General features: G+C 58.9%; 18 protein-coding genes. All 18 read right to left on the bottom strand.

The features are described from left to right. Positions 1-46 precede the first annotated feature (46 nt). Entirely contained in the window at positions 47-1705 is a 1659-nt protein-coding gene (locus AWR36_RS03365; RefSeq protein WP_231745228.1) for an alanine/glycine:cation symporter family protein, read from the bottom strand. Between the two features lie 111 nt (positions 1706-1816). Then, positions 1817-2827 carry a D-cysteine desulfhydrase family protein gene (locus AWR36_RS03360; RefSeq protein ID WP_067080907.1) on the bottom strand — a complete coding sequence of 337 codons (1011 nt, stop codon included), beginning with the start codon at positions 2825-2827 and terminating at the stop codon, positions 1817-1819. Positions 2828-2935: 108 nt separating this feature from the next. Beyond that, complete coding sequence (yajC, locus tag AWR36_RS03355) at positions 2936-3268, bottom strand: preprotein translocase subunit YajC (RefSeq protein WP_067080904.1); 333 nt, start codon at positions 3266-3268, stop codon at positions 2936-2938. A 106-nt stretch (positions 3269-3374) separates the two neighbouring features. Then, entirely contained in the window at positions 3375-3821 is a 447-nt protein-coding gene (locus AWR36_RS03350; RefSeq protein ID WP_067080900.1) for a helix-turn-helix domain-containing protein, read from the bottom strand. A 383-nt stretch (positions 3822-4204) separates the two neighbouring features. Further along, positions 4205-4681: a thioredoxin-dependent thiol peroxidase gene (gene bcp / locus AWR36_RS03345; RefSeq protein ID WP_067080897.1), complete on the bottom strand. Its 477-nt coding sequence runs from the start codon at positions 4679-4681 to the stop codon at positions 4205-4207. A 134-nt stretch (positions 4682-4815) separates the two neighbouring features. Continuing rightward, positions 4816-5316 (bottom strand): DUF2244 domain-containing protein, encoded by a 501-nt coding sequence (locus AWR36_RS03340; protein WP_231745227.1) that lies wholly within the window; start codon positions 5314-5316, stop codon positions 4816-4818. 294 nt (positions 5317-5610) lie between these two features. Then, positions 5611-6591, bottom strand: coding sequence for a malate dehydrogenase (locus tag AWR36_RS03335; protein ID WP_067080890.1), 981 nt, complete (start codon positions 6589-6591; stop codon positions 5611-5613). A 123-nt stretch (positions 6592-6714) separates the two neighbouring features. Continuing rightward, entirely contained in the window at positions 6715-7341 is a 627-nt protein-coding gene (locus AWR36_RS03330) for a dUTP diphosphatase (protein ID WP_067080889.1), read from the bottom strand. A 19-nt stretch (positions 7342-7360) separates the two neighbouring features. Further along, positions 7361-8137 carry a TatD family hydrolase gene (locus tag AWR36_RS03325; protein WP_067081874.1) on the bottom strand — a complete coding sequence of 259 codons (777 nt, stop codon included), beginning with the start codon at positions 8135-8137 and terminating at the stop codon, positions 7361-7363. Positions 8138-8226: 89 nt separating this feature from the next. Then, positions 8227-8580 carry a PilZ domain-containing protein gene (locus tag AWR36_RS03320; protein ID WP_067080886.1) on the bottom strand — a complete coding sequence of 118 codons (354 nt, stop codon included), beginning with the start codon at positions 8578-8580 and terminating at the stop codon, positions 8227-8229. An 86-nt stretch (positions 8581-8666) separates the two neighbouring features. Further along, a complete protein-coding gene (locus AWR36_RS03315; protein WP_067080883.1) occupies positions 8667-9689 on the bottom strand; it encodes a DNA polymerase III subunit delta' in 1023 nt (340 codons plus the stop codon). A gap of 63 nt (positions 9690-9752) precedes the next feature. Next, on the bottom strand, positions 9753-10373 hold the full coding sequence (tmk, locus tag AWR36_RS03310; RefSeq protein WP_067080880.1) for a dTMP kinase: 621 nt from the start codon (positions 10371-10373) through the stop codon (positions 9753-9755). A 2-nt stretch (positions 10374-10375) separates the two neighbouring features. Further along, positions 10376-11440: an endolytic transglycosylase MltG gene (gene mltG, locus AWR36_RS03305; protein ID WP_231745226.1), complete on the bottom strand. Its 1065-nt coding sequence runs from the start codon at positions 11438-11440 to the stop codon at positions 10376-10378. Further along, on the bottom strand, positions 11434-12204 hold the full coding sequence (locus tag AWR36_RS03300; protein WP_082679355.1) for an aminotransferase class IV: 771 nt from the start codon (positions 12202-12204) through the stop codon (positions 11434-11436). The genes mltG and AWR36_RS03300 overlap by 7 nt, the downstream gene beginning before the upstream one ends. A 49-nt stretch (positions 12205-12253) precedes the next feature. Then, positions 12254-13495 carry a beta-ketoacyl-ACP synthase II gene (fabF, locus tag AWR36_RS03295; protein WP_082679354.1) on the bottom strand — a complete coding sequence of 414 codons (1242 nt, stop codon included), beginning with the start codon at positions 13493-13495 and terminating at the stop codon, positions 12254-12256. A 194-nt stretch (positions 13496-13689) separates the two neighbouring features. Further along, positions 13690-13926 (bottom strand): acyl carrier protein, encoded by a 237-nt coding sequence (gene acpP, locus AWR36_RS03290; protein ID WP_067080870.1) that lies wholly within the window; start codon positions 13924-13926, stop codon positions 13690-13692. A gap of 224 nt (positions 13927-14150) precedes the next feature. Beyond that, complete coding sequence (gene fabG / locus AWR36_RS03285) at positions 14151-14906, bottom strand: 3-oxoacyl-ACP reductase FabG (RefSeq protein WP_067080859.1); 756 nt, start codon at positions 14904-14906, stop codon at positions 14151-14153. 27 nt (positions 14907-14933) lie between these two features. Next, positions 14934-15878, bottom strand: coding sequence for an ACP S-malonyltransferase (gene fabD, locus AWR36_RS03280; protein WP_067080856.1), 945 nt, complete (start codon positions 15876-15878; stop codon positions 14934-14936). Positions 15879-15917 lie beyond the last annotated feature (39 nt).

Below are 15917 nucleotides of genomic sequence, written 5' to 3'. Positions count from 1 at the left end.
CACGACCGGGACACCGGGCCGGAGAACAACCTCCGGCCCGCGCACTCTACTTGTGACTAGGATCTTTCCAGTAATCCTTTACTGTGTCCTTCATTTCCCGCGCCAGGATGGTGATACCGAAAAGGTTCGGTAGCGTCATGATCACGATCGCAACCGCGGACAGGTTCCAGATAATGGTGGTGTCCTCGATCGCCGCCCAGAAAAAGGCCAGCACGTAAACCAGTCGGTACGGCATTACAGCCTTTGGCCCGAACAGGTAGATCATTGAACGGTCGCCATAGTAGGACCAGGCAATGGCAGTGGAGAAGGCAAACAACAGGATGCCCAGGGTCACGATCAGGCTGCCATACTCGCCGAAGAAGCCGCGCTGGAAGGCAACATTGGTCAGCGCCACAGAGTGCACTAGGGAGTTACCCCAGATCTCTACATTCTCGTTGACGAAGCGGCCATCGATAACGGTCAACACACCACTGAAACTGTCATCCGCCACGCGGTACTCCACGTCCTCGGCAATGGAGCGGGCGTTGATCAGGGTGAATTCCCCCTCGTTCAAGGCGCGTCCGTCGGCAACCACCACGGAGCCACTGAACGCCTCCACCTTGCTCTCGCCATTACTCAGGAAGTGGAACAGGTCCTGGACATGCTCCTTATTTTCATCGGTATAAGTGCCGGCTACCGCGATCATGTCCGCGCGCTCGAACCGGTTCATGTGCTTTTCAGTCCAGACACCGGAAGAGAGGATCACCAGACCAGTGAGAGTACAGATGATGATGGTGTCGATGAACGGTTCCAGCAGGGAGACCATGCCCTCCGAGACCGGCTCATCTGCCCGGGCCGAGGCGTGCGCAATCGGGGCTGAGCCCTGCCCTGCTTCGTTGGAGAACAGACCCCGGTTTACCCCTCGGTTGAAGGCATAGGCGAAACTGGCACCAAGGAAGCCGCCCACCGCAGCAGAGCCATTGAAGGCATCGCGGAATACGGCAAGGAACGAAGGTACAATATTCTGGTAGTTATAAATGATGACCGCCAGTGCCCCGATGATATAGAGCACCGCCATGACCGGCACAATGGTGGAGGTGACCTTGGCAATGCGGGTAATGCCGCCAATGATCACCATACCGAGCAACACGGCCAGCACCCCGCCGGTGAGCGCCTTGTTGAGACCGAACGTATCGTGCATCGCCTGGGCGATATTGTTCACCTGTGGCAGGCTGCCGGTGCCGAAAGAGCTGATCACAGTGGCGATGGCAAACAGGATGGCCAACCACTTCATGTTCAGCCTGCGCTCCATATAAAACATGGGGCCACCCGCATAGTAACCGTCAGCGGCCTTGATACGGTATTTGTGGGAGAGTGTCACTTCCACGAATTTGGTGGTCATGCCGAGGAAGGCTGTCACCCACATCCAGAAGAGCGCAGCCGGTCCCCCGAGAAAGATTGCCAGGCCAACGCCACCAATATTACCGGTACCGACAGTGCCCGAAAGTGCGGTGGACAGTGCCTGGAAGTGGGAGGTATCACCGGGATCACCGGGTTTGTCGTACTTGCCCTGTAGGATCTTGATCGCATGGCCGAAGTACCGCAGCTGCGGGAAGCCCAGATACAGGGTGAAGAAAAAGCCTACACCCAGTAGCACATAGGGAAACCATGGCGCTGAGCCAAGCATCCCATCCAGGGACAAGAGGATATTATTAAAGGATTCCAAGCTGACCCCCACTACTCTTATTCATTTTGCTTGTTTTGTGCACAGAAAAATCTGTCAATTTTGCCGCGCAGATTAGCAGTTTACCGTTCTTTATAACAGTGAGGCATAGACTCACTGTAGAAATCCGAAGTGCTCCCGGTGCGGAAACAGCCCGAAGTGCCCGCCCGTGTGCACGAATACCAGGTTTTCGCAATGCTGGTACCGGCCGCCGTGCAACTCTTGCAGCAGGCCGTGGAAGGCCTTACCGGTATACACCGGATCCAGCAACAATCCCTCAAGGTTGGCGACTTCGGCGATTGTCCGGTATACCGCTTCATCCGCGATGGCATAGCCCGGCCCGATATAGTCCGCATTCACTGTTACATCCAGTTTTCCCGGGTCAGTGGCATCCTCTCGCCCTGCTTTCCATTCGGAAACGTCTTCCCGCACCTTCTGCTGGAAATACTCGGCGCTGTCGCACACAGCAAATCCCGTTACCCGGGACCGGGCCCCAAGCAGGTGACACCCGAGGGTGAGCCCGGCCTGCGTCCCGCCGCTACCGGTCGCACAGATGATCTGATCCGGCTCGAAACCCAGAGCACGACAGTCTTCGAGCAACTCCTCGGCACCGGCGATATACCCCCAGATACCTAGCCCATCACTGGCGCCGGTGGGTATGCACAAAGCCCTGTGGCCTCGATGCTCGTAAAAATCGCGCCAGTACTCGAAGAGCTCTGCCTGCCTCGAGAAGTATTCCCTCGGGGGATAGAAACCGCAGGAGGCACCTGCCAACTGGTCCACCAGCAGATTACCGTCTGCAGCCCCGCTGTGCTCACCGCGCAGAATCAGTTGTACTCGCATGCCCAGTCTGGCGCCCACCAGTGCCGTGGTGCGACAGTGGTTTGACTGAATACCGCCGCAGGTGATCAAAGTGTCGCAACCGCGGTCTCGGGCGGCACCGGCGATGAACTCCAGCTTGCGTAATTTGTTGCCGGACATGCCTGACTCGGTGAGGTCATCCCGCTTCACCCACAGCCTGGGGCCGCCATGAGGGGCTGAGTATTTTTCGGTCAGCCTGTCGAGGGGCTGTAGCGGGGTCGGCAGTCTCGCCAGGGAAATTCGTGGAGGGTATTCGATTGGCATGTTCAATCCCTATGCTTTTGCAGCCACTATTTGATTCCTTCCCAAACAAAAAACCCGGCTTTCGCCGGGTTTCGCAGCTTCCGGGCAGGCCGGTCGCTCTGATCTGGATCAGATCTTCTTTATGGTTCCCTTGGGAAGGATTGCGTGCACCGCCACCTTCTGGAAACGCAGCTGGGTATTGTCGGCGACTTCCAGCACGATGTAATCGTCGTCGACTTTTTCGATACGGCCCAACATTCCGCTGGTCATCACTACCTCATCGCCCTTCTTGAGCGCGCTGACCAATTCCTGGTGCTCCTTCTGGCGCTTGCGCTGGGGGCGAATGATAAAAAACCACATGAAAGCAAACAGACCGGCAAACATGATCAGCGTAACCATGGGGTTACCCTGCGGGGCCGGCGCGGCTTCCTGTGCTACTGCGGCGGGAATGAAAAAGCTCATGCAAAACCTCAAAGAGTCAGCCAATAAAATTGAGCCAACTCTAACGGGTTTGCGGAGCGTAGGCAATCTACGGGGCCGGCGAACAGCAGGACCGGCCCCGATCAGCTTAAAAGCGCTGACGCACCTGACGGCGGTAGCCGGTGGGCGACATGCCTGTCCAGCGCTTGAATGCACTGGTAAAGCTGGTGCGGTCTGAGAAGTCCAGGATGCGCGAGATACCGTCAACGCTGAGTGCAGTGTCCTTGAGGAAATGCACCGCGTGACGGAAGCGCACATGGTCCCGCAGGGACGCAAAGCTCAGGTTATGCTCTTGCAGCCGGCGCTGCAGGGTTCGCGTGGACATACTGAGGTCTGACGCCACCGGACGAATCGCCAGTGAGGCCTTGCCGATCCGTTGCTCCAGTACGTCAATCACTCGCGCGGCGATACCGAAGCTGGTAGCTTCCGGTGGCGCAAGCAATTGATCGAGAATGTTGGGGTCCCCTGACAATCTCGCCTGCTGGAGAGGCTTGTCTTCCGAGAGGGAGTCCTGGTCTGGCTGAATCTGGTTCATGAGCTGCTCCTTTCAAGTTCCGTGAGCCGCAGTTGTTATTCTGTGTCCGCTTCCTGCGAACCCCTATTCCTCAACCTGCCCCGATTACTTCTTGTTAGAGCGGGCTACTACCCGGGTGCCGGGATACACCGAGAACCGACAAAGAATCATTGCTACAGAGCTGTACAGTTTTCGAACAAACCACGCCGAACACGTCCCGTAGGATACAACTCTGCATCGGCGCACCTTTCCTTCACAACACCGAGTATAGACCAAGATTTGAGAATGCAAGGAGCGACAGCAATTTTTTTTGGCTTTTGTCAGGAGAGGGAGTTTTGCGCCAAAAGACCGCGGTAGATTAAGAAGGAGCGGCCCGGGCGGGCCGCAGATGAGAAAAATCCGCCTCAGGACAGGTTCTCGCGGATCCAGTTCAGCACGTCATCGTGGTGGGTCTTCGTCTTGACCTTGGCCATGACATGCTGGAGGCGACCGCCCTTGTCGATGATGAAAGTGGTGCGGATCAGCCCCATGTACTCCTTGCCCATGAATTTCTTCAGGCCCCAGCAGCCATACTTGTCGGCAATCTTGTGATCCTCGTCCGACAAGAGGTCGAAGTTCAGTTCGTGCTTCTCGATAAACTTCTGCAGCTTGGCCTCGGGGTCCGGGCTCACGCCGAGCACTACGGTGTCCAGGTCAGAGAACTCGCTGGCTGTGTCCCGAATCCCGCAGGCCTGGGTGGTACACCCCGGGGTAAGCGCCTTCGGATAAAAATACAGCACCACGTTTTTGCTACCCCGGAAGTCTTTCAGGGCGACTTTTTCGCCATCCTGGTTTGTCAGCGTAAAGGCCGGAGCGAGATTACCGATTTTCGGAAATGCCATGGATACCCCCTATCAAAAATGAAACTGCCATGCCGGATGTTAACCGGGCAATGATTGTCGTGCTCTGGATGCAGCGCGGCATTATAGCGAAGTCCGGCCACTCCCCGCGGCCTTATACCCGGAGGTCTTAAAACCTAGAAGTCCTGAACGCGGTAGCGGGATTCGCGCCGCGCAAAAATGCCGCAGTCGCTCAATTTCTGCACCAGTGCTGCACGCTCACCATCAGTGAGAAACTCCCCGATTTCGAGGCAACCCTCCGGGCCCGAAAAACTGACCGAAGCGGGCTCAGTGGCACTGCTTCCCATCCGGACCAATACAGACAGGCTGTCGCGGGCGAACTCCCGGTGGTAGAAGCTTTCCTGGCGGCTTCCGCGGCAACAGTCCAGCACTACGCGCTCGCCGCTGATACGGATGACCTCCCGGCGCGTTCCCTCCATGTAAACATAGGCAAACAGCGCACCGAGCAAGATTACTTCAAGGCCGGCAAAAGGCAGAATCATCCAGGCTCCGGCAAGGGCAAAGGCGAGACTGATGCCAAGGGAGACGGCCACCAGTGACACAAACACCCACAGATTACCGGACAGGGACAGGGACTGGTTGGGGGCTAACAGGATGCAGGCATTCTTTCGTGACACGCGGCCAACTTCGGTAACCATAACGACAGGACCCGATGGAATGGTCCTTTCAGTGTAGACAGGCCAGGCGCTAGTTAAAAATGCCGCCAGCGATGGAGATTTATCCCCAGTTCTCCCCTGCCACCCGACCGACCCGTCAATCACCCTGACAAGGCGCTCTCGCCCTGCGACTGCCAGACAGGCCTGTTTTGCGGCGACCGGGCAGAAGCCCATCGTTGCCAGCGTCAGACCCTCAAATTCAGGGCAAAAAAAACCCGCGGAATCCGCGGGTCTTTTTCGGAGAGCTTTGAATGCTTATGGCAGCAGGTGGGCTACCGCATCGCGCTCGTCAGCCAGCTCCTGTTCAGTCGCGGTCATCTTCTCGCGGGAGAAGTCATTGATGTCCACGCCCTGGACGATAGTCCAGTCACCGCCCTTGCAGGTGCAGGGGAAGGAGTAGATCAGACCTTCCTGGATGCCGTAGGAGCCATCGCTGTACACGGCCATGCTGGTCCAGTCGCCGTCGGCAGTGCCGAGCGCCCAGTCACGCATATGGTCGATGGCGGCGTTAGCAGCGGATGCTGCAGAGGACGCCCCACGGGCCTTGATGATGGCCGCACCGCGCTGCTGCACGGTAGGAATGAAGTCGTTCTCGTACCAATCCTGCTCCACCTTGTCCATGGCAGCCTCACCGCCAACCTTGACCTGATGCAGGTCAGGGTACTGGGTTGAAGAGTGGTTACCCCAGATGGTCATGTGGGTAATGTCATTGACGGTGGAGTCGGTCTTGCCCGCGAGCTGCGAGAGTGCGCGGTTGTGGTCGAGACGGGTCATCGCGGTAAAGTTGCGCGGATCCAGGTCCGGCGCGTTGCGCTGTGCGATCAGTGCATTGGTATTGGCCGGGTTGCCAACCACCAGGACCTTTACATCGCGGGAAGCGACATCGTTCAGCGCCTTGCCCTGCGCGGAGAAGATCGCCGCATTGGCTTCCAGCAGGTCCTTACGCTCCATACCCGGGCCACGGGGACGTGCACCGACGAGCAGCGCGTAGTCTGCGTCCTTAAACGCGACGTTGGCGTCATCACTCTGGACGATACCGGCAAGCAGCGGGAAGGCACAGTCTTCCAGCTCCATAGCCACGCCCTTCAGGGCTTCCAGCGCCGGAGTGATCTCCAGCAGCTGCAGGATTACCGGTTGATCCTTGCCCAGCATCTCACCGGACGCAATTCGAAACAGCAGAGAATAGCTGATCTGGCCGGCGGCGCCGGTAACAGCAACTCGTACAGGTGCTTTCACTTTGGTTCTCCCTCGTTTGTGAGCGGCCCGCATTATAGAGACTTGCGGCCAAATTTCATCTCGCGTCTCGCGCTCCTAGACCAAAGTCGTAGAGTGGGCCGGGAAGCGCAAGCTGATTGTTGGTCAGGCGACAGCGGTCGACTGATAGCGGGACTCCAACGCCAGATAGAGTTGTTCGCCGTAATCCGCCGCGGCAGTATCGAGTGAACCAGCCAGCTCCGCCAGGTGTTCGTTGTCCTCACGCCCCTGCCAGGTCTTTACATAGCTGCCGTCCTTGTAACCGTTATCCTGGCGGAAGCGATTCAGAACATTCTTGCCGACATAACGACGGTAAAGCTCTGCAAAATCCAGCTCCACATCCGCCATCAGTTGTGCAAAGCCCACCAGGTCAAAGCTACGGCTCGCCAACGTGTTCAGGGTGAAAGCTTCCAGGTGTTCACGGAAATCCCCGGCTCTCGCTGTTGTCGCTTCCAGCTCGCCCAACATGCGCTCGGCAACGACCTCCGGTGCACCGTGCTGAAGTTCCAGGCTGAGGCCGAAGTGCCAGATATCCACCAGCTCCAGCTTTACCTGGTCCATCTCCGGACTCTGTTTCTTCCACCACTTCCAGCCGTAATGGTCGAGAAGCTCAGCGCTCTCCACCCAGATCGCCCGATACCAGGGAAAGTTCTGGCCGCGCCACTCTGTGTTGACGACGGAATTGATTTCGTCCTGCAGGCGCAGCATTACCTGCAATTGTTGTTTCTTCATGGGAACCCCTGTGAGCGCATCAAGCCGCGCGCGGGAAAAGTCGATAAAAGTTTTCTGTGGTGATCTCGGCGAGCTCTGCATAAGGAATGCCACGAAGCTCGGCGATAAATTCGGCAACCTCGCGCACGTAGGCCGGAATGTTTGGCTTTCCGCGATAGGGAACCGGTGCCAGATAGGGGGAATCAGTCTCTACCAGCAGTCGATCCAGAGGGATCTTGCGGGCAACGTCCCGGAGCTCAGCGGCATTTTTGAACGTCACGATGCCCGACAGCGAGATATAGTAATTGAGGTCGAGGGCCGCCCTGGCCATTTCCCAGCTTTCAGTAAAGCAATGCAACACACCGGCATGCTCAGGGCTGCCATGCTCCCGAATCAGGTCGATGGTGTCTTCACGGGCGTCCCGCGTATGGACGATAACCGGTAACCCCGCCCTGCCCGCAGCCTGGAGGTGCGCGGTAAAGCTGTGCTGCTGGATCTCCCGGGTCTCGGTGCTGTAATAATAATCGAGGCCGGTTTCCCCCAACGCGACCACGCCGGGCTTCTGCGCGAGCTCCAGCAGCTTTTCTACATCGGCCAGGCCGGAATCCACATCCAGGGGATGCACACCGACCGAGCAGACGACATCGGGGTGCTCCGCAGCGATGGACACTACGCGCTCGACATTGTCCAGGCTGATACCAACGCACAGGAACTTGCTGACCCCGCGGCTCCTGGCCAGCTCCAGGGCTGCGTTCAGGTCGCCATCGAACTGATCAAGCTTCAACCGATCCAGGTGACAGTGAGAATCCACCAGCAGCGGGCCCTGGTCGCCCGCTGTCGATTTGTCGTCAGCTTGCGATTGGCTGGGTTCAGAAGTCACTTGGTTACCTCGATTTGCGGAGAGAATTACAGCGTGTGTGTGGGGCGACTCGACTCGAGAGAACCGGCCAGGTAGGTCTCGATCTTGCCCTGCGCGGTATTGTCCTTATCACTGAATTGCACTCCAATCCCCGGAGTGCGGTTACCCTGGGCGCCCGCTGGGGTAATCCAGACCACTTTTCCCGCTACCGGCACCTTTTCCGGCTCATCCATCAGGCTGAGCAGCAGGAAAACCTCGTCACCGAGGTTATAGGCCTTATCAGTGCTGATGAAAAGGCCACCGTTTTTGACGAACGGCATATAGGCCGCGTAGAGCACTGACTTGTCTTGAATCTTCAGCGATAGGATGCCGTTGCGGGCACCGCCCCCCATGCCTTTCATGGCCAGACCTCGTTGTTCGTTATTGCCGCTAACTTATCTGAGCCGGTCCGCCGTGTCCAGATGATGGCCTCCGGTCGGAGGCGCAATCAGGCGTACAGGCGCGACCAGCGAATCAACAGTTCCTCGATTAGCAGGCGACGGTTAGGGTTGGCTCCGCTGGAAAGTGCCTGCCGCGCCTGCAGTAACTGGTCGTAGAACACGAACAGCGGTCGCAGCCCCTCACGGCCGGCACCGGGCAGGCGCTGGAGGAAAACACCCACCTGCTCATCCACGCCGCTGTCGCTACTGCGGGCCCTGAGCAGCTGAACCAGCCACTGCTGCCAGAACAACAGGAGTTCCGACAGATCACACCCCTCCCCCGGAGACTCCCAGCGTCCGGCCAGTACAACCGGGGAGCTGGCGCCGCGGGCGAGTTCTGCCAAATCGGCCAGAAACTGCTCCCGCAATTCCAGCGACTCCGGCTCTGCCAGGGCCAGGGCCCTGAGAGGTGCCCCTCCCGCCACGGCGAGGGCGCTGCGTGCGGCGCGACCCTCAAGCCCGCTATCTCTCAACCACTGCAGGGCCGACTCTTCGCCAGGCGCAGGGAATGGCACTGTCTGGCATCGACTGCGGATGGTGGGAAGCAGCCCGGACGGGGCATCACTGATCAAAAGGAAGATGACCGAGGAGGCTGGTTCTTCAAGATTCTTCAACAGCGCGTTGGCCGCGTTGACGTTCATCGCCTCTGCGGGCGCCAGCCAGACCACCCTGGCCCCCTCCCTGGCGCTGGTGCGGCCAACGAACCCGCCCAGCTGACGGATCTGCTCAACTTTGAGCGGTCCTCCCTCTTTCTCGGGCTCAACCCGCAGGAAGTCGGGATGGGATCCCGCCCGCCACAGCTTGCAGCCACGGCAATCTCCACAGGCGAGCCCCTGTTGCGGAGACTCACACAGCACCATGGCCGTGAAAGCCTCTGCGAACCGACGCTTGCCCAGCCCCGGCTGGCCGCTGAGAAGCAGTGCGTGGGGGCAGCGCCCCGCCTGCCACTGTGTGCCCAGGCGTGACCAGGCGTCCCGCTGCCAGGGTAGCGGCGACGGGATCGGAGCATTCAATGGAGCTGCTTGGGACACAGGCTTTCTTTTTCCTTCTGGGGTAATTAGGGAGCGAATAGCGCAATGGCCTGGGATAAGCCGTTAGAGCAGGCTCTCCAGCTCTGCAGCCAACTGCTGCTGCACCTCGTTTAGAGGCCGCGCGGCATCCACTACCGCGTAGCGTGCGGGAGCTGCTGCCGCGCGCGCCAGATAGGCATTGCGTACTTTGTGGAAGAAATCGAGCTTTTCGCTCTCGAAACGATCCGCCGCTCCGGTGGTTGCAGCGCGAGCCAGCCCGGTCTCCGGGTCCAGGTCCAAAAGAAGGATCCGGTCTGGCCTGAGCTCGCCCTGTACCGTTTCCTCGAGCTGGGCAATCAGGCTCAGGTCCAGGCTGCGGCCCCCGCCCTGGTAGGCGTAGGTGGCGTCGGTGAAGCGATCGCAGATCACCCACGCACCCCGGGCGAGGGCCGGGCGAATCACCTCCGCCAGATGCTGCGCCCTGGCAGCAAACACCATCAGTAGCTCGGCGGTGGGGTCTACAGACTCCTCGCGCTTTTCCAGCAGCAATGTTCTCAACTGCTCTGCCAGTGGGGTGCCACCAGGCTCGCGGGTCTGGATAAACTCGATATCCCTGGAGCGCATCCAGTCGGTAATGAAACGCAGGTTGGTGGACTTCCCAACGCCTTCACCGCCCTCGAGCGTAATGAACTTTCCGTGCTGCATAATCACTTCTCTCTCTCGGGGCTGGAGCGGTAATCGGCACGGCGCTTCAACTGATATTCCCGGACCGCGCGATTGTGCTCGTCCAGCGTGGCCGAGAAATGGTGATAACCATTCCCCTTTGCGACAAAAAAGAGACTGTCGCCATCCTTGGGGTTGAGTGCCGCCCTGATCGCCTCGCGCCCTGGAAGCGCAATCGGTGTCGGCGGCAATCCCTTGATCACATAGGTGTTGTAAGGAGTCGGCTGCCGCAGGTGGGAGCGGCGCAAGTCCCCGTCAAATTCCTCGCCGAGGCCATAGATCACCGTGGGGTCTGTCTGCAGGCGCATACCGCGCTGCAGCCTGCGCACAAAAACACCGGCAATCTCATCCCGCTCGGACGGCTGCCCGGTCTCCTTCTCGATCAGGGAGGCGAGAATCAGTGCCTCCTCCGGGGTATCGAATGGCAGTGGGTCGCTGCGCTGTTGCCACTCCTCCTGCAGGACCAGACGCATCCGCTCATGCGCCTGCTTCAGTAACTCGATATCCGTGGTACCGGAGCGGTAAATATAGGTATCGGGGAATATCCAGCCCTCTAGACTGGGGGCCTCGAGCCCGAGCGCCTCAGCGGCGCTTTCCGCCGACTTGCCATCATCAGTCTTTACGATGTTACGACCGGCCCGAATCTGTTCCAGTGCCTGGCGCGCCGTCCAGCCCTCCACCAGCGTCAGTCGATAGCGAGTGACATCTCCGCGGTGCAGGCGCCCGACCAGATCCATGGCATTGGTGCCCTTCGGCAACAGGTACTCACCCGCGTGGATGGCGGTTTGCTCGCGCCAGTAGGCATATAACAAGACCAGGCGGGGCCACCTCACCACACCCTCTTCCTGCAGATCCCTGAGAACCCGGGACAGGTTGCTGCCGGTCTCCACCTGGAAACGCAACCCGCCCTCTTCCAGGGCCAGTGGCCGGACCAGGCTCTTCTGAACGCCCAGGAAAGCCACCCCGGAAGCAATAACCAACAGCAGCACGCCCCCGAGCAGAAATTGCCAGTTCCGCTTTTTGACCTTCGGTTTTTTCTTGTCTACCACAGTTCTTCAGTCACCAAATTCTGTAAACGATGTGTGTGCGGCCCCGGTTGCCAGCTGTTGCTGCCGGCCAGTGCTCGCACCGGCAGCACAGCGCGAACGCTGTTACAGACCGCCACTTCCTCAGCCTCTGCGAGGTTCTCCAGGCCGAGGGCTGTCTCGACGATCGGGACCCGCTCGCTCAGCCAGTCCCGCATGACGCCCCGCACGCCGCAATGAGACAGATCTGGAGTAAACCACTGCCCCCCGTGCCAGAGCAGCAGGTTGCAGCGCAGTGTCTCCACCAGGCAACCCTGCTCGTCCAGCAGCAATCCGTCGTGAAGCAGGTCACTACTGGGCAATTCCTGCATGGCGCGATTATATCGCGAGCGGGCCAGTTCTTTGCAGCCCGGGTTGGCAGTTTCCACGCGGGGGAGCCGCGTTTGGCAAAGGTGCAGGGTCACGCCCCTATCTAGACCCGCAGGAGCGGATATTGGTTCGATGCGAAGATCCCAGTAGGCAGCCCCGTGCAGGGACCCCACACGGAGGCGCAGGCGAAGCTCCCTATCAGGTAGCGACGTAATGCAGCGGCCAAGAAAGGTCTCTATCAGGTCCAGTAAAGGGCCCCCTACCCGACCACTGCGTTCCAGCCGGGCACGGTGGTAGGGCCATAACGGGACTTTACCGGTAGTCCCGCGCATCGTCTCCAGCAAGCCGCATTCAATCTGTTTGTCAGCAGGGAGAGACTCGGCGATCTGGCCGCCGATAAACAACAGCGGGAAATCCATGTGGATATGCCGTTTACAGGCGCCCGCCGGGGGTGGCGGGCACCGCGCATCAAATGCGCTTGAAGATCAGCGACCCATTGGTGCCACCAAACCCGAATGAGTTCGACAGCACCGCATCAATCGCCATTTCCTGGGCCTCACCCGGCACCAGGTTGACTCCGCCACACGTCTCGTCCGGGTTCTCCAGATTGATGGTAGGCGGCGCCACCTGATCGCGAATGGCCAGTACCGAAAAGATCGCTTCAATGGCACCAGCCGCCCCCAGCAGGTGGCCGGTCATGGATTTGGTGGAGCTCACAGCGAGCCCATCCACGTTATCACCAAAGACAGAGCGCACCGCCTGGATTTCCGCCTTGTCGCCGAGGGGGGTCGACGTGCCATGGGCATTGATGTACTGGACATTGCCCGGCTCCAGTCCGGCATCGTTGAGGGCGTTCCGCATCGACAGAGCAGCACCGGCCCCATCTTCGGGAGGGGATGTCATGTGGTGGGCATCACCACTCATGCCGAATCCGGACAGCTCAGCAAGGATCGTGGCACCCCGAGCCCGGGCGTGCTCGTATTCTTCCAGCACCAGTACGCCTGCACCCTCGCCGAGGACGAAACCATCCCGATCCCTGTCCCAGGGACGACTGGCCGTCTGGGGATCGTCATTGCGGGTAGACAGGGCGCGCGCAGCGCAAAAGCCGCCCAGCCCGACGGGGGTCGTCACCATCTCCGCGCCACCACACACCATCACATCGGCATCGCCGTACTGAATGGCACGGAGGCCCAGGCCAACGGCATGGGTGCCCGTTGTGCAGGCGGTGGTGGTCGAAAGATTCGGCCCCTTCATTCCATACTTGATCGAGATATTTCCAGCGACCATGTTGATGATGGCTCCGGGAACGAAGAAAGGAGAAACCCGACGGGGCCCCTTTTCCGCGATTAGCATCGCGTTTTTTTCGATCTCAGCAATCCCGCCCATACCCGAGCCGATACAGGCACCGATACGGGGCGCATTCTCATCGTTGACCTCCAGCGCACTATTCTCCACGGCCTGAATGGCTGCCACCATGCCAAACTGCAGAAACACATCCATTTTGCGCGCTTCTTTCGCCGCCATGTAAGGCGTGGGATCAAAGTCTTTTACCGTGGCCGCAAAGCGGGTGGAAAAAGCAGAAACATCAAAAGTTTCGATCGGCGCGGCACCGCTGGTGCCTGCGAGGATTCCGGACCAGGTATCTTCCACGGTGTTGCCCAGCGGGCTCACCATTCCCATTCCGGTAACCACTACTCTTCTACGCGACACTCGTCTTCCCCCGAATATCTACTATGGACCACACCACCTAGCCCCGGCATGGCCGGACCTTGCGCCATAGTGCAGTCACTTTTCCTTGGCGCCAATAAAACGAAAGCCGTTCTATGCAACATAGGACGGCTTTCGCAGTACACGCGGTCTCGGGCACGATGTGTCGGCCCGCAACCTAAACTTCCCAGCGGGGATTAACCAAGGTTTTCCTTGATGTAATCGATAGCCAGCTGGACAGTTGTAATCTTTTCAGCTTCTTCATCGGGAATTTCGGTTTCGAATTCCTCCTCGAGAGCCATTACCAACTCAACTGTGTCGAGGGAGTCAGCGCCCAGATCTTCAACAAATGAGGCTTCAGGTTTTACGTCTTCTTCCTTAACGCCCAGCTGTTCAGCAACGATCTTTTTTACGCGCTCTTCAATGCTGCTCATGATTCAATTTAACTCCTAGTGGATAAAAATCTGTTTTGGTCGCTACTGCTTTCTTACTGTTTTTAACAAAAAAGTAAACGACCGGCTAACACAGCTTCCGGATAATGCGAGGCGGCATTGTACCCTGATTTTTTCGGGATGTAATGCATCGCCTCACACGGCCATCTGCAACTCTACAAACTCGTTACCAATCAATGACTTAAGACACCTTTTTAAAGGCAGCCTCAAGCCATATACATGCCACCATTTACGTGAATGGTCTCACCAGTCACATAGCCGCCAGCCTCACTGGCCAAAAAAGCGACAACAGAGGCAATCTCTTCGGGAGCGCCGAGACGCCCCAGTGGAATCTTACCCATCAGCGCCTCTCGCTGCGCCTCCGGGAGAACCTTGGTCATATCGGTATCAATGAAACCAGGCGCCACTGTATTTACAGTGATTCCCCGCGAGCCCACCTCAGCAGCCAGTGAGCGGCCGAAGCCGGCCACGCCCGCTTTGGTAGCAGCGTAGTTACTCTGGCCGGCATTACCCATGCTGCCCACGACCGAGCTGATGTTGATAATACGGCCCCAGCGCGCCTTGGTCATATCCCGAAGGCAGGCTTTGCTCACGCGGTAAACCGCTGTCAGGTTCGTCTCCAGGACGGAGGCCCACTCGTCGTCTTTCATCCGCATGAGCAGGTTGTCCTTGGTGATACCGGCATTATTGACGAGGATCGTCGGCGCACCAAACTCAGCTTTTATACCTTCGAGCAAGCTGGCCACGCTGTCAGCACTGGTTACATCCAGTACGCGGCCAGTGCCGGTAATACCCTTGTCAGCAAAACGCTGGCTGATCTTGTCCGCTCCAGCCTCACTGGTGGAGGTACCGATCACTGTGGCACCCTGCTCTCCGAGCATGTCAGCAATTGCAGCACCAATGCCGCGGCTGGCACCGGTGACAAGTGCCACCCGGTCTTTCAAAGAGGTTGTGATTGTCATTGTTACTCCCGTCCCGCACTGGCGGGATTAGTCTGCGGTCGCCTGCAGCGCTTCCTGCAGCTGAGCCGGTGATTCGATGTTGTGAGCAGTGATCTGGCGATCGATGCGCTTTGCCAGGCCGGCAAGCACCTTGCCGGGACCACATTCAATCAGCGTATTGATCCCTTCGCCCGCCATTGCCTGTACGCACGCAGTCCATCGGACGGGACTATAGATCTGCTCGACCATCAATTGCTTGATGGCGGCCGGATCAGATTCTGTTTTGGCGTGCACATTGTGCACGACGGGGACCTCTGGGGACCGGAACTCTATCGCATCAATTTGTGGCGCGAGCTTTTCAGCCGCTGGACGCATCAGTTCCGTGTGAAACGGCGCACTCACCGGCAGCGGCATGGCCCGCTTTGCACCGGCAGCCTTACAGGCCTCGATGGCACGGGAAACCGCGGCACTGCTGCCGGCAATAACCACCTGGCCATGCGAGTTATAGTTCACCGCAGCAACGACTTCACCCTGAGCGGATTCGGCGCAGGCCGCCTCCACCGCAGCATCTTCGAGACCGATTACAGCCGCCATGGCTCCCTCACCCGCAGGCACAGCTTCCTGCATCAGGCGGCCGCGCTCACGGACCAGGCGCACGGCATCCGGGAATGCGAGCACACCGGAGCAAACCAGTGCAGACCACTCGCCCAGGCTATGACCGGCCATGCGGGCCGGAGATATGCCGCCCCGCGCAACCCAGGCGCGATAGAGCGCGACACTTGCCGTCAGGAGAAGTGGTTGGGTCCGCTCAGTGAGATTGATATCTGCCTGCTGACCGTTCTGGCACAGATCCCAGAGGTCATACCCGAGGGCCTCTGAGGCTTCGGAAAATGTCGCCGGGACTTCGGGGAATTCTTTGGCCGCATCCGCGAGCATGCCGATCTGCTGCGAACCCTGGCCAGGAAAAACGAAGGCGAGCCGTTCACTGGTCATGGAACATCCTTTAACCTGGTTGGCGAAACGGGGTCTCTA

Source organism: Microbulbifer flavimaris (genome assembly GCF_001641755.2).
Taxonomy (GTDB): Bacteria; Pseudomonadota; Gammaproteobacteria; order Pseudomonadales; family Cellvibrionaceae; genus Microbulbifer; species Microbulbifer flavimaris.
Note: the sequence above shows the minus strand (reverse complement) of the source record. Positions and strands in the feature narration are given on the sequence as shown.